Origin of the sequence: Burkholderia singularis (genome assembly GCF_001718875.1) — a bacterium.
GTDB classification, from domain to species: Bacteria; Pseudomonadota; Gammaproteobacteria; order Burkholderiales; family Burkholderiaceae; genus Burkholderia; species Burkholderia singularis.
This window is the reverse complement of the sequence record NZ_CP013449.1, coordinates 847551-860827: the sequence shown is the minus strand read 5'-3', so window position 1 is coordinate 860827 and position 13277 is coordinate 847551. Positions and strand designations below refer to the sequence as shown.

The 13277-nt window shown below is 66.3% G+C and carries 11 protein-coding genes; 7 read left to right on the top strand and 4 right to left on the bottom strand.

Annotated features, from left to right (window positions below; genetic code table 11):
• Positions 1 to 56 precede the first annotated feature (56 nt).
• Positions 57 to 1619 (bottom strand): methyl-accepting chemotaxis protein, encoded by a 1563-nt coding sequence (locus tag AQ611_RS19680; protein ID WP_069235760.1) that lies wholly within the window; start codon positions 1617 to 1619, stop codon positions 57 to 59.
• A 300-nt stretch (positions 1620 to 1919) separates the two neighbouring features.
• On the opposite strand from AQ611_RS19680, the gene AQ611_RS19675 reads away from it, so the two are divergent.
• From AQ611_RS19675 to AQ611_RS19650, 6 genes are all read left to right on the top strand, one after another.
• The gene (locus tag AQ611_RS19675; RefSeq protein ID WP_069235759.1) at positions 1920 to 2495 is read left to right on the top strand and encodes a GNAT family N-acetyltransferase; all 576 of its coding nucleotides are present in this window, start codon (positions 1920 to 1922) and stop codon (positions 2493 to 2495) included.
• A gap of 27 nt (positions 2496 to 2522) precedes the next feature.
• Entirely contained in the window at positions 2523 to 3389 is an 867-nt protein-coding gene (locus AQ611_RS19670; protein WP_059514448.1) for a MerR family transcriptional regulator, read from the top strand.
• Positions 3390 to 3678: 289 nt separating this feature from the next.
• Positions 3679 to 4344, top strand: a complete 666-nt coding sequence (locus AQ611_RS19665) for a lysoplasmalogenase (protein WP_069235758.1) — start codon at positions 3679 to 3681, stop codon at positions 4342 to 4344.
• Positions 4345 to 4518: 174 nt separating this feature from the next.
• Complete coding sequence (locus AQ611_RS19660) at positions 4519 to 6117, top strand: flavin-containing monooxygenase (protein WP_069235757.1); 1599 nt, start codon at positions 4519 to 4521, stop codon at positions 6115 to 6117.
• A 20-nt stretch (positions 6118 to 6137) separates the two neighbouring features.
• Positions 6138 to 7073 carry an SDR family NAD(P)-dependent oxidoreductase gene (locus AQ611_RS19655; RefSeq protein ID WP_059514456.1) on the top strand — a complete coding sequence of 312 codons (936 nt, stop codon included), beginning with the start codon at positions 6138 to 6140 and terminating at the stop codon, positions 7071 to 7073.
• Positions 7070 to 7984 (top strand): metal-dependent hydrolase, encoded by a 915-nt coding sequence (locus AQ611_RS19650; RefSeq protein ID WP_069235756.1) that lies wholly within the window; start codon positions 7070 to 7072, stop codon positions 7982 to 7984. The genes AQ611_RS19655 and AQ611_RS19650 overlap by 4 nt, the downstream gene beginning before the upstream one ends.
• A gap of 368 nt (positions 7985 to 8352) precedes the next feature.
• On the opposite strand, the gene AQ611_RS19645 is transcribed toward AQ611_RS19650, so the two are convergent.
• The 3 genes from AQ611_RS19645 to AQ611_RS19635 all read right to left on the bottom strand — a co-directional run bounded on the left by AQ611_RS19645 (position 8353) and on the right by AQ611_RS19635 (position 11640).
• A complete protein-coding gene (locus AQ611_RS19645; protein WP_069235755.1) occupies positions 8353 to 9201 on the bottom strand; it encodes an arylamine N-acetyltransferase family protein in 849 nt (282 codons plus the stop codon).
• A 148-nt stretch (positions 9202 to 9349) separates the two neighbouring features.
• Positions 9350 to 10066 (bottom strand): hypothetical protein, encoded by a 717-nt coding sequence (locus tag AQ611_RS19640; protein WP_069235754.1) that lies wholly within the window; start codon positions 10064 to 10066, stop codon positions 9350 to 9352.
• Between the two features lie 101 nt (positions 10067 to 10167).
• The gene (locus AQ611_RS19635) at positions 10168 to 11640 is read right to left on the bottom strand and encodes an amidase (protein ID WP_069235753.1); all 1473 of its coding nucleotides are present in this window, start codon (positions 11638 to 11640) and stop codon (positions 10168 to 10170) included.
• Positions 11641 to 12018: 378 nt separating this feature from the next.
• Between AQ611_RS19635 and AQ611_RS19630 the strand changes: the two genes are divergently transcribed.
• The gene (locus AQ611_RS19630; RefSeq protein ID WP_069235752.1) at positions 12019 to 13158 is read left to right on the top strand and encodes a DUF6670 family protein; all 1140 of its coding nucleotides are present in this window, start codon (positions 12019 to 12021) and stop codon (positions 13156 to 13158) included.
• Positions 13159 to 13277 lie beyond the last annotated feature (119 nt).

Sequence of the window (13277 nt, the reverse complement as noted above, 5' to 3'; positions counted from 1 at the left end):
GCATACGGCACGCCCATCAACCGGCACCCGGGCCCAGCGCCGCCCGGGCGCCAGGCTCACGCCGCCTCGGCCACGCGGAATACGCCAACCGTGCGGCGCAGCCCGTCGGCCTGCTCCTCCAGCGATGCCGCCGCGGCCGCCGCCTGCTCGACGAGCGCGGCATTCTGCTGCGACACCTGGTCCATCTGCGACACCGCGCGGTTCACCTGCTCGATACCGTCGCGCTGCTCGTTCGACGCCGCCGCGATTTCGGTCATGATGCCCGTCACGCGCGCGATCGCACGCTGGATTTCCTGCATCGTGTCGCCTGCCGAGCCGACGAGACGCGAGCCCGTCGCGACCCGCTCGACGGATTCGCCAATCAGCGCCTTGATCTCTTTCGCGGCCGACGCCGAGCGCTGCGCGAGCGTTCGCACCTCGCCCGCGACCACCGCGAAACCGCGCCCCTGCTCGCCCGCGCGCGCGGCCTCGACGGCTGCGTTCAGCGCAAGGATGTTCGTCTGGAACGCAATCCCTTCGATCGTGCCGATGATATCCGCGACCTTCTGCGAGCTTTGATCGATTTCAGTCATCGTGCCGATCACCTCGCCCACCACGGTCGCGCCCTTCGTCGCGATTTCGGTCGCGCTGTCCGCGCAGTGCTGCGCCTCGCGCGCGTTGTCCGCGTTCTGCTTGACCGTCGCGGTGAGCTGCTCCATGCTCGCGGCCGTCTGTTGCAGCGCGGCCGCCTGCTCCTCGGTGCGCTGGGACAGGTCGGTGTTGCCGGCCGCGATCTGGCGCGTCGCGGTGGCGATCGTCTCGGAGCCGTCCGTCACCTTGCGTACCGTGTCGGCCAGGCTCTTCTGCATCGTCGTCAGCCCCTTCACGAGTTCGGCCATTTCGTCGTGCGACGTCCAGCGCAGTTCGGCTGTCAAGTCGCCGTCCGCCAAGCGGCGCAGGTGCGCGAGGATACGGGCGAGCGGCTGGGAAATCGCGTAGTGCAGACCGATCGCGCACCCCACGCACGCGGCCAGCCCGCATGCAATGCCGATGCCCATCGCGATGCGCAGCCACGCATACATCCGCTCGGCCTCGTCGTAAGCGGCCTGGCCGCGCGCCGCGCGCGCATCGTCGAGCGCCGCGGCGGCCTTGACCCACGCGACCGACAGCGGCGGCGTGACCGTCATCGCCAGGCGGTCGGCTTCGTCGTGCCGGCCCGCTTTCAATGCGTCGAGCATCGGGCGGATCGCGCTATCGATCAGCGCGCGGCGCGCCGTGCCCGCCTGCGCGATCAGCGACTTCTCGCTGTCATTGTCGGGCAGCGCATCGTAATCGCGCCATGCGCGATCGGATGACGCGAGGTACTGCTCGGCCTTCGCGACCGTGGCCGCAACGTCCGGCGCCTCCGGATGCAGAATCGCGCGATCGAGCGTGGTGCGTGCGATCGCGAGATTGAGGCTTGCCGCCGACAGCGCGGTTTTGCCGGCGAGCTGCCGCGCGTATGCGTCGTCGAGTGCGTCGTTCGAGCGCTGCATGCCGTAGAAGCCGACGCTGCTCGCGACGGCCAGCAGCACCGCGACGAACCCCAGCGTCGCGAAAATCCGGGTGCGAATCGTAAAACGGGAGAAAAAAGCGTTCATGACCGAAAGATGTCGCGGCGTAGCCGCCTGGTTCGAAGGACAGTCGCGCGTTATTACGGCCCGCCGCGCGAAAACTTGAGCGAGCCGTCAGCCGGTGCGGCGCGGTGCCGCGATCGGCGCCATGCTTTATCGTGCCGGCCTCTCGCGCCAATCTCCGGTGGCGACGTCATGCGCCGCAACCGGCGCACTCAATGCCGCACGCCGCGACGCCCGCCAGCCGGCAGCCGCGCGCCCGCCTTTGTGCGAACAATTTTGGATACGCGCATAGTGACGGTTTGCCCAACCTTGCCTGCCCCTGTCATGACCAGCACTGCTCCCGCGCCCGCCCATTGCGTCGCCGTGCGCGACTCGGTCGACCCCGATCTCGGCGCGATCCATGCGATCTATGCTCATCACGTGCTGACGGGTGTCGCCTCGCTCGAAGAGACGCCGCCCGCCGTCGACGAATTGCGCGCCCGGCGCGACGCGGTGTTGCGGCACGGTTTGCCGTATCTCGTCGCCGAATTCGACGGGCAACTCGCCGGCTATGCGTATGCGACGCCGTACCGGTCCCGCAGCGCGTACCGTTACGCGATCGAGGATTCGATCTACGTGGCCGATGCGCATCGCGGCCGCGGCATCGGCCGCGCGCTGCTCGCCGCGTTGATCGCGCGCTGCGAAGCCGGGCCGTGGCGGCAAATGATCGCCGTCATCGCGGACGGCGGCCGCGGCGGCTCGGCCTCGCTGCATCGCACGCTCGGCTTCGAGCCGGCCGGCACCTTGCGCGCGGTCGGCTTCAAGCACGGCCGCTGGATCGACACCGCGCTGCTGCAGCGCCCGCTTGGCGACGGCGCGCAACACCCGCCGTCAGAAGCTGTCATCGACGTCTCACATTGAGACACATCGCCGCGTTAAAATCGCCGCATGTCGAAATCAAACCCTACCCAATCAGCCGAAGGCGCCGACGAAGCAACGGCGCCGAGCGAATACACGGTCGACGAGCTTGCGCGCATGGCCGACACGACGGTACGCAACGTGCGTGCGTACCAGGATCGCGGCCTGCTCTCGCCGCCGCGCAAGCGCGGCCGCGTCGGCATTTATGACGACACGCACGTCGCGCGCCTGAAAGTCATCAATCACTTGCTCGCGCGCGGCTACACGCTGTCGAACATCCAGGATCTGATCAAGGCGATCGACGACGGCCACGATCTGCGCTCGATCCTCGGTCTCGAGAACGCGATAGGCGGCCGCTGGTCGCACGAGCGCCCCCAAAGCTATTCGCTCGCGCAACTGATCCAGATGTTCGGCCCGCAGACGCCCGCTTCGCTCGGGCGCGTCGCCGAATTGGGCCTGCTCGAGCGGCGCGGCCTGTCGTTCATCGCAAAAAGCCCGGCGCTCATCGAAGCCGCGGCGGCGATGGTGCGCGAAGGCATTCCGGCACGCGAACTGCTTGACGCGATCTCGCTCACGCGCCCGTACTTCGACGCCATCGCACGCGTACTCGTCGAACTCGTCGTGCGCCGCCTCGACCGCTACGACGAAGGCTCGCTGCCGCCGCCCACCGACGTACCGGCGCTCGTCGACGCGATCTGGCGGCTGCGGCCGCTGTCGGCGGTATTCGTCGAAGGTGAGATGAATCGCGCGCTTGAAGCGGCGTCGAGCGATTATCTGGGCGGCAGGGTCGCGACGATACTCGACAAGAAGCTGAGCAACCAGGCCGCGCAGGACACGGCGCTCGCGCTCGGAAAGGCGGCATCGAAAGCGTCAAAAGGCGGGCCGAAAAAGCGCTAGGCGCACCCGCGCCCATAGCGGCCGGCCCGCGTCCCGCTCGCGGGCCACGCGCGTGCGCAGGTCATCCCCTGCGGCGCCGGGCCGCCGGGCGGCAGCGGAACGACCAGCGGCCGGCTTCGCCTTCCCGCTTCGCCCGCTCTTAACTCGCCGCTGGCGCGCGCTGTCGCGATCAACCGTCCTTCGCTGCGCTTGACGGATAATTATCCGTCCCTGAAATTGTCTTCGTGCTCATCCCGCAGACTTGGCCGCCGCCCGCGCGCGTCAATCCGCTACATGCAAGGAGACAACTTTGTTATCCAATCTGCCCGTGCGCACGCGCGGCCTCTGGCTCGCCGCGGCGTTCGCTGCGCTGTTGTACGGGCTGTCGCTCGGCCATACACCCTATCCCGGCCAACCTGCGGCCAAAGCGGCGCTCGGCATGTTGTTGCTCGTCGCGGCGCTCCAGCATCCCGCCGCACGCGAGCGCGGCTGGCTTGTCGCGGCGCTCGGCGCGTCGGTGCTGGGCGACGTGCTGCTCGCGCTCCCGCAGTGGCCGTTGTCGTTCGTCGCCGGCCTCGGCGCGTTCCTGCTCGCCCATCTCGCCTACTGCGCGTTGTTCGCGCCGTGGCGAGCCGCGCCACGCGGGCCGCGGGCGGTTGCGCTCGCGGCGCTGTGGGCGGCGGCGCCCGGATTGTACGCCGCGTTCTTTCCGCATCTGGCCGTGCTCGCGGCCCCGGTCGCCGCCTACATCGCGACGCTCAGCGTGATGGCGAGCCTCGCGCTATGCGCACGCACGCCCGGCCCACAGATCGCCGCCGGCGCGCTCGCGTTCGTCGGCTCCGATGCGATGATCGGCATCGGGCGTTTTCTCCCCGCCTTCGCATTCGCCGGTATCGACGAATGGATCTGGTTTCTCTATGCGGCCGCGCAACTCGCCATCACGTTCGGCGTATTGCGGCGGCGCACATCGAATTAACGGGGCCGCGAATCCAGCCCTTGTCCATACGAATTACCGCTGTTATCGCGGTGCAATAAACGCGCGCGAGCGCCTAGAGTCTCCGGTCTACCCGCCTTGCGGATCAGGCTTTCCTGGCTTATTGTGACATCATTTAATGTCACATTTAAAAGTGAGCCAATAGGAGACGCTTGGATGAACGCGCGCAGCAAGTTGCCCCTCGTTCCGCTAGACGGCGCGAACGCGGAAGAAACCTTGGACATCGCAATCATCGGCACCGGTTTCTCCGGGCTCGGGATGGCGATCCGCCTCCGGCAAACCGGCCATGAGGATTTCGCGGTATTCGAAAAAGCGGATTCGGTCGGCGGCACTTGGCGCGACAACCATTACCCCGGTTGTGCATGTGACGTTCAATCGCACGTCTATTCGTTTTCGTTCGCTCCCAATCCGAATTGGACGCGGATGTTCGCCCCACAGCCGGAAATTCGCACATACCTTGAAGACTGTGCGCAGCGCTTTGGCGTGTATCCGCATCTGCGTTTCGATCACGAGCTTGTCAACGCGACCTACGACGAAGCCGCGCGCCGCTGGCGTCTCGCGTTCGCCAACGGCAAGCGCGTGGTCGCGCGCGTGCTGGTCTCGGGCATGGGCGGCCTGTCGCGCGCGGCATTGCCGGACATTCCCGGTATCGAACGCTTCAAGGGCGAAGCGTTCCACTCGCAGCATTGGAACCACGACTACCCGCTCGAAGGCAAGCGCGTCGCGGTGATCGGCACCGGCGCGAGCGCGATTCAGTTCGTGCCGCAGATCGCGCCGCGCGTCGCACGGCTGTCGCTGTTCCAGCGCACGCCGCCGTGGATCATGCCCAAGCCCGATCGCCCGATCAACGGCCTCGAGCAATGGCTGTTCCGCAATCTGCCGTTCACGCAAAAGCTGCTGCGCAGCGGCCTGTACTGGATGCTCGAATCGCGCGTGCTCGGTTTCGCCGTTCACCCGTCGGCGATGAAACTGGTGCAAAAGCTTGCGCTGCGCCATCTGCACCGCCAGATCTCCGAGCCGGAGCTGCGCGCGGCCGTCACGCCCGATTACACGATCGGCTGCAAGCGAATCCTGCTTTCGAACGACTACTACCCGGCGCTCACGCGCAAGAACGTCGATGTCGTCACGACCGGCATCGAGCGGATCGAAGAAGATGCGGTCGTCACGAAGGACGGCAAGCGCCATGAGGTCGACTGCCTGATCTACGGCACCGGCTTCCAGATCAACAATCCGTTCCCGCGCGGCACGATCATCGGACGCGACGGCGTCGACGTGGTCGACACGTGGCGCGACGGGTTGCACGCGTACCTCGGCGCGACCGTTCCCGGCTATCCGAACTGGTTCATCCTGATGGGCCCGAACACCGGTCTCGGCCACAACTCGATGGTGTACATCATCGAGTCGCAGATCGAATACGTGCTCGGCGCGCTGAAGTCGATGCGCACCGAGCGTGTCGAGGCGATCGACGTGCGCCCGAGCGTCGAGCACGACTACAACGACCGGATACAGACCAAGCTCAAAGGCACGGTATGGTCGACGGGCGGCTGCAACAGCTGGTATCTCGACCCGAAAACCGGCAGAAACACAACGCTGTGGCCCGATTTCACCTGGCGTTTCCGGCAAGAGACGGAATGCTTCTCGATGTTGGCCTACCAGCCGTACTACTACGAATCCAAGCCCCGCGACGCGCAGCGCACGGCCCCCGCCGACGCGCCCGCGCCCGCCGCCGCCGCGCCGGCGCCCGCTGAAGCCTGAACCGCACGAGGTCATCGAACATGAAGAGTTTCACCAACAAAGTCGCAGCAATCACGGGCGCAGGCTCGGGCATGGGCCGCTCGCTCGCCGTGCAGCTCGCGCTGGACGGCTGCAACGTCGCGCTGGCGGACAAGAACGAAACCGGTCTCGCCGAGACCGAACGGATCGTGCGCGCGCTCGCGCCTTCCATCCAGGTCACCACCCGTGCGCTCGACGTGGGCGATCGCGCCGCGATGCACGCATGGGCCGACGAGACCGCCGCGGCGCACGGCCGCGTGAACCTCATCTTCAACAACGCAGGCGTCGCGCTGTCGAGCACGATCGACGGCATGGAATACAGCGATCTCGAATGGATCGTCAACATCAATTTCTGGGGCGTCGTCCACGGCACGAAGGCGTTCCTGCCGCACCTGAAGGCGTCCGGCGACGGCCATATCGTCAATACGTCGAGCATTTTCGGGATCTTCGCGCAGCCGGGCATGAGCGGCTACAACGCGACGAAATATGCGGTGCGCGGCTTCACCGAATCGCTGCGCCAGGAACTCGATCTGATGAAGTGCGGCGTGTCGGCGACTTGCGTGCATCCGGGCGGCATCCGCACCAATATCGCGCAATCGGCGCGGCTTGCGAAGAACATGGTCGGCTTCATCGTCGAGAGCGAGCAGCAGGGCAAGGCGGATTTCGAGAAGTTCTTCATCACGACCGCCGACGAAGCCGCGCGCGTGATCCTCGACGGCGTGCGCAAGAACAAGCGCCGCGTGCTGATCGGCCGCGACGCGCATGGCGCGGACTGGCTCGCACGCACGCTGCCCAGCGCGTATCAATCGCTCGTCGTGCTCGCGACCAAACTGCAACGCTCGCGGGCGCGCCGTGCATCGGGCCGCACGCCGCCCGCGCCGGCTCCGGTGCATGCCACCTACGACAACGCAGCCAACCACGGAGGCGAACAATCATGACTCATCCTCATCTGCTGCCGGTGCGGCGCGACATCCGTTTCGCGCTGCCCGCCGATCGCGTGCAGGACTGGCACGTCCAGGGCGCGCCCGTCACGCATTTCATGAACGCGCTGTCGCTGCTGTTTCCGGCGGGCGAGCGCTTCTTCATGGATTCGGTACGCAACTACCGCGATCAGATTCAAGATCCCGAGTTGAAGAAGCAGGTCGCGGGCTTCATCGGCCAGGAAGCCATGCATACGCGCGAGCACATCGAATACAACGATCTGCTCGAAGCGGCGGGCCTGCCCGCGCATAAGCTGGACAAGCGCCTGTGGACGTTCCTCGGCTGGGGCAAGAAAGTGCTGCCGCACTCGGTCCAGCTCGCGATCACGATCGCGCTCGAGCATTACACGGCGATGTTCGCGAATCAGTTGCTGGCCTACCCGTCGCGCTGGATCGAAGGCTCGGTTCAAGGCTATACGCAAATGTGGCTGTGGCACGCGACGGAGGAAACCGAGCACAAATCGGTGTCCTACGACGTCTGGAACGCGGTGATGCCGTCCGGTGTGAAAACCTATCTGCTGCGCACCGGCACGATGCTCGTCACGACCGTGATCTTCTGGACGGTGATCTTCGATTTCCACGTCCGGCTGATGCTGGCGCATCGGTTGCGTCACGGCAAGCTCAAAGGCATGTGGCGGCTCTTCAAGTTTCTGTACAGCCCGACGAAGGGCGTATTCGCCAGCATCGCGCTCGAATGGCTCGACTATTTCCGGCCGGGCTTCCATCCGTGGGATTACGACAATCGCCATCTGTTGAAGAACGTCGATACGCTGCTCGCGAACATCGACGCCGCCAACGAGCGTTATGCCGATCAGGCCGCGCCGCGCCGCGTGCCGCTGCATCCGACGCCTGCCGCTGCGCAGTCCTGAGCGCAATCGCAAGCACCGCCTGCGGCACGCGCGGGCGGTGCGCAGCGGCAACGAAGCGCTCGCGGTTCGCATAGGCACACCGCGTGCCCGCGATTCTGGCGCATGATCAGCCGGATTCGGCGCACGTCTGGATAAGCGTGCGCGCGAGCCTTGTCGCGGACGGGCGCAGGCGGTCGCAGGAAATATGGGCGGCGCGGATGCGCCGGATGCGCCACCACGCCGCGCCCGCCAGTGGCCATCCGTCCTCGCGCGAAATCAAATCGCACCGCCGCAGCGGCTGTCAGCCGCTGGCCGTTCGTCGGCCGGGGCCGACTCCAGCCCCCCGGCAGCCCGCCGGGCCGTCAAGCCGCCGCCGGTCACCGGCCGGCTCAGGCGGCCGCCCTGCCCGCATCGGTGCGCGCGACCGCGCGCGCATAAAGTGCCGGCGCGTCGAATCCAGCCAGATCGAGTCCGAACCGCTCGCGCAAACAGTCCGACCATGCGTCGAAATCCGGCAGCCGGGACGTCTGCGCATCGCCGCGCAATCCGCGCAGCGTCAACATGTCGTTGAACAGATTCGCGCGCGAATCGGGCATCACGCGGCACACCACCAGATCGTGCGTAAAAAACGATTCGGGATGCGTCGACGTAAACCAGTTCGCCACCTCATAGTCGATCCATTCGACGGGACTGAGCGCGAAACGGTACAGCGGTTTCCAGCCGGACGGCGTCTCGCATTCGAGATCGAGTTCACCCGCCGCCGGCGCATTGGTCACGCGAAATTGACCGTGCGGCGTCGATTGCGCCTGATTGAGCGACACGCGCAGCGGCGCCGTCAGCGTGACCGAGCCGAAACCGACGTCGGCGAGCCACGTCGCGCCGTCCAGTTCGACGCGCAGCAGCATATGCGTGCGGGGCGGCGGCGGCAGTTCGGGCGCCCGCTGCCAATAAACGCGCGCGATCAGCGGCGCCACGCGAAAGCCGAGTTGCGTGAGCACCGCGTGAAACAGCTTGTTCTGCTCGAAGCAATAGCCGCCGCGCCGCCGCTCGATCAGCTTGCCGCACACCGAATCGAGATCGAGCGCGACGCGCAAGCCCGCATACGGATTGAGGTTCTCGAACGGAATCGCCAGCGGATGGTGCAATTGCAATTGACGCAGCACGTCGAGCGTCGGCTCGGCTGGGCCGCGATAGCCGATACGGGTGAAATAACGGGAAAGATCGACAGTGTCGCGCATCGTGCCGCTCGCAAAGGACGAAACGCCACACCATAGCACTGCGCGAATAACCCCGCGCGAGCGGGGGGCAAGCGGGCCGCCTCGCGCACGGCGGGCGGCGGCCCGCCGCAAAAGGCTCGGCGCACTTACGAGTGCGACCGAGGCGGCATTACGGCAGCAGCTTGAGCGCCGACGACGCGACGTCCGGCACCGCAATGCCGTGGCTCGTCGCATACCGCACGGCGGCGCCGAGCGTACTGCCGATCGACTGAAGCTGGCCCGGCGCGCTCTGAGCGATGTACGACGCGGCCTTCAGATTGTTCGGATCGAGCCCCGCCTGCAACAACGAAGCGGGATTCTCTGCGCTCAGCCCGCCGAGACCCGATTGCAGGTGCGAATACTGCGTGAGGCCTTCGCCAAGCGACGTGAGTCCACGCGTGAACGCAGCTTTGTCGACGCCGGCCCCCGCCGCCGCCCCGCCGCTTGCGCCGCGCGACGCGAACGCCTGCGTCAGCGCCTGTCCGACCGATTGCTGCGCGCCGCCCACCTGCGACAGCGCGCTTGGCGTCAATGCAGACGCCGCGCCGCGCTGAGTCAACAAACCTGCCGCCTGCTGCGCCTGCCCGGCCGCACCGCTGAGCCCCATCGCCGACGCAAGGCTCGCTTGCCCGGCAAGCACCTGCTGGTTCGCGCCGACATACGATTGCAGCAATTGCGAAACGCCCGTCGAGCCCGCCTGCTGTTGCGACGCGCCTGCGCCGCCCAACAGCGACGAGCCGAGATTCTGCAAATCGAGTTGCGCGAACGCACCGTTGCCCGCCAGCAGCATGGCGCCCGCGCAACCGGCAAGCGCTGCGCGCTTTGCCAAACGGTGAATCGTCTTCATGCGAATCTCCCTATGAATCAAATCGTGTCGAGTCGAATTGTCGGGGCGGGATTGCGGCCAATGCAATCACGGATACATATCGAAACGAATCGCCGGCCGGCTCACGCGCCCGGCAACGGGGGACGGCGCGCGCTCACCCAGTCGCATTCGCTTTCGTATGCATGCGCGAGCTGGAGCACCGCGAAGTCATCGCGCGGCCGGCCGATCAGTTGCATTCCCATCGGCAGGCCCGCCGCATTGAAGCCCACCGGCACGCTGACGACCGGGCAGCCGGCCAGCGTCCACGGCACGACGGTTTCCATCCAGCGGTGATAGGTGCCCATCTCGCGCCCTGCGATCGTCGCCGGCCAGCGCATGTCGACGTCGAACGGGAAAACCTGCGCGGCCGGCGCGGCTACATAGTCGTAGCGGTCGAAAAATGTCGCGAGCGTCTGATGCCACGCACTGCGCGCGGCGCTCGCCTCGAGGATGTCCGCAGCCCCCAGCTTCAGCAATCCCTCGACTTCATAGATCGCCTCCGGCTTGAGCAGCGCGCGCCGCGCCGGCTCGCGGTAATGCATCAGCAGGCTGCCGCCGGCCAGCCAATGCCGGTGCGCGAGCCAGGTTCGCCACAGCCGCTCGGGCGAAAACGGCGGCAGCGCAGCGTCGATCTCGCAGCCGATCGCGCGCAGCGCGCCGAAGCTCGCTTCGCACAGCTCGAGCACGCCCGGCTCGGTGGCGAGATAACCATTCCAGTCGCCGACCCACGCGATGCGTGTGCCGCGCAGATCGGCATCGAGCGATTGCGCGAAGCGGCGCGGATCGTCGGCGAGCGACAGCGGATCGCGCCGGTCATAGCCGGCCTGGATCGCGAGCAATTGCGCGACGTCGGCGACCGTGCGCCCCATCGGCCCTTCGGTGCCGAGTTGCTGGACGAACACGTCGAGCGCCGGCCAGTGCGGCACACACCCCTGCGAAGGCCGCATGCCGTACACGTTGCAAAACGCGGCCGGATTGCGCAGCGATCCGCCGAAATCGCTGCCGTCGGCGACGGGCAGCATCCGCGCGGCAAGCGCGGCCGCCGCGCCGCCGCTGCTGCCGCCCGCGCTCTTCGTCCGGTCGTAGGGGTTGCGCGTCGCGCCGTAGACTTCGTTGAACGTATGCGAACCGAGCCCGAACTCCGGCGTGTTGGTCTTGCCGATGAATACCGCGCCCGCCGCGCGCATGCGCGCCACCACCAGCGCATCGGCCGACGGCGTCATCGTGCGGAAGATCGGCGAGCCGAGCGTCGTCACGATCCCCTTGGTCATCGATAGATCCTTCGGCGCCTGCGGCATTCCATGCAACCAGCCTGCATACTCGCCGCGCGCAAGCGCGGCGTCTTTGTGCGCGGCCTCGTCAAGCAGCGCGCCGCGCTCGCGCAACGCGACGATCGCGTTGATCTCGGCATTGACGCGCTCGATGTGATCGAGATACGCGCGCATCGTCTCGACGCACGAAACCTCCCTGCGCCGGATCGCATCGGCAAGCCGGTGTGCGGGCATCTCGACGATCGGATCGAGCTGGGCGCCACGCGGTGCATTCGGCTCGGACATGCAGCCCTCCTGTTGATGTAATGAGCGGTGGATGGGACAGTCTGTCGGGCCGTCGCTCTGCCGGACAGCAGCCACGCTCTGCTCGACGTCTCCTGCCGCCGCGCGCAGCGGCGCGGGCATCTGCCCGGGCAGAGCGCGCGTGATCGGCGCTCCCGTCGCTGAACGGTTCACGCTGCCGCCAGTCGCGATTTTGCGCTAACGATACTGCACGCACATCGTCGCCGGCCGCTTGGGCCAAGCGTTGTCTGCACGGGTTTCTCCCAACTTTCATGCCCCGGCAATATCATTACATTGGTCAATGTAATGATATTGCCGGTAGCGCGACATGCTGCGCGCCGCCGTTATTGCCCTCATATCGCACGATCGATTGGGATACCCATGTCGACAAACCCAGAAAGTAGCAAACCCGCGCGAATTCCCTGCCCAACCGTCGATAGCGAGCGTCCCGCCGCAGATATCAAAGGCCGGCTGGCCGGCTTTGGCGCGACGCTCGCCAGCCGCCTGCTTGGAACCGTGCAGCCGCATCAGCATTTCGGGATGCCGTCGCCGCTCGTCTTTGCGCCGCACGAGAACTCGCGCCGTTATGGCGCAACCCATTTCGGCGTGATGATTCCCGACCTTCCGGCGCCGCACTCGTATATGGCATTCGCATCGTTGCTTGGCATGACGGGCATGAAAATCACGGATGCGGCCAACATCGTCAGCATGGACGGCCCGCGGCATACCGCGGTGCTGGTGCATGGCACCGCGGCGGCGGCGAACCGCGCGCTTACCGCGTACTCGATGAAGCGCGATATGACCTTCGCGCCGGACGGCAGCCTGGTCCGCTTCGGCGAAGACGCCGAACTGTCCGGCCGCTATCCGCGGTTCAGGCTGAAAACGTCGCGTCCGGGCTTCGACGTCGATTTGAACCTATCGGCAACGGGCGAATGGACGTGGTTTGTCCATAGCCGCCTGTATCAGCACATCGCGCTGCTGGCACGCTACGAAGGCGTCGTTTCATGGCAAGGCAATTCGATGCCCGTCTCCGGGCTCGCCTCGTGGGAGTACTACCGGACGATTTCGCCGTATTTGCTGCGCAACGCCCCGCTGCCGCCCCGCTTCAGGATTCCGCTCGACTTTTTCACTTACCAGATCATCAATCTCGACAGCGACACCCAGCTTCTGCTCGCATATGTGACCTTCATGGGCCGGCCGGCCGCTCGCCTTGCCCACCTGCGGCGCGCGGGACGCGGCGCCACTCAGATCGACGGAAAAATCAGCTTCACGGTGCTCACTGTGCAGGACACCCCGGCCGTTGCGCCTGATGCAAGCGTGATGTTCCTGCCGCGCACGTTTCGCTGGACGATTACCGATCGCAACGGCAAACAGCTATTCGAAATCAATGCGACGGTGGATACGGAGATGCTTTATGGCCTTGCCGCCGGCTATGTCGGGGGCTATCGCTGGGAAGGCTCCTATAACGGCAAGCCCGAGAGCGGGCGCGGTTATATCGAGTACATCGACCAGCGGGGATGAATTCCGTTTGCACGGCAGAATCCGGGCCGCGTTAAAACAGTTTCCGACGGTTCGCCGATCATCGGCTTGCGCACGCCGGACATGAATCGGCGGGCTCTTTGACAGTTGATGCCTTAAAG

Bases quoted from the DNA above. Each gene is read 5' to 3' on its own strand.
- AQ611_RS19680 (WP_069235760.1), bottom strand. From the start codon at position 1,619: ATGAACGCTTTTTTCTCCCGTTTTACGATTCGCACCCGGATTTTCGCG.
- AQ611_RS19675 (WP_069235759.1), top strand. From the start codon at position 1,920: ATGACCAGCACTGCTCCCGCGCCCGCCCATTGCGTCGCCGTGCGCGAC.
- AQ611_RS19670 (WP_059514448.1), top strand. From the start codon at position 2,523: ATGTCGAAATCAAACCCTACCCAATCAGCCGAAGGCGCCGACGAAGCA.
- AQ611_RS19660 (WP_069235757.1), top strand. From the start codon at position 4,519: ATGAACGCGCGCAGCAAGTTGCCCCTCGTTCCGCTAGACGGCGCGAAC.
- AQ611_RS19655 (WP_059514456.1), top strand. From the start codon at position 6,138: ATGAAGAGTTTCACCAACAAAGTCGCAGCAATCACGGGCGCAGGCTCG.
- AQ611_RS19650 (WP_069235756.1), top strand. From the start codon at position 7,070: ATGACTCATCCTCATCTGCTGCCGGTGCGGCGCGACATCCGTTTCGCG.
- AQ611_RS19645 (WP_069235755.1), bottom strand. From the start codon at position 9,201: ATGCGCGACACTGTCGATCTTTCCCGTTATTTCACCCGTATCGGCTAT.
- AQ611_RS19640 (WP_069235754.1), bottom strand. From the start codon at position 10,066: ATGAAGACGATTCACCGTTTGGCAAAGCGCGCAGCGCTTGCCGGTTGC.
- AQ611_RS19635 (WP_069235753.1), bottom strand. From the start codon at position 11,640: ATGTCCGAGCCGAATGCACCGCGTGGCGCCCAGCTCGATCCGATCGTC.
- AQ611_RS19630 (WP_069235752.1), top strand. From the start codon at position 12,019: ATGTCGACAAACCCAGAAAGTAGCAAACCCGCGCGAATTCCCTGCCCA.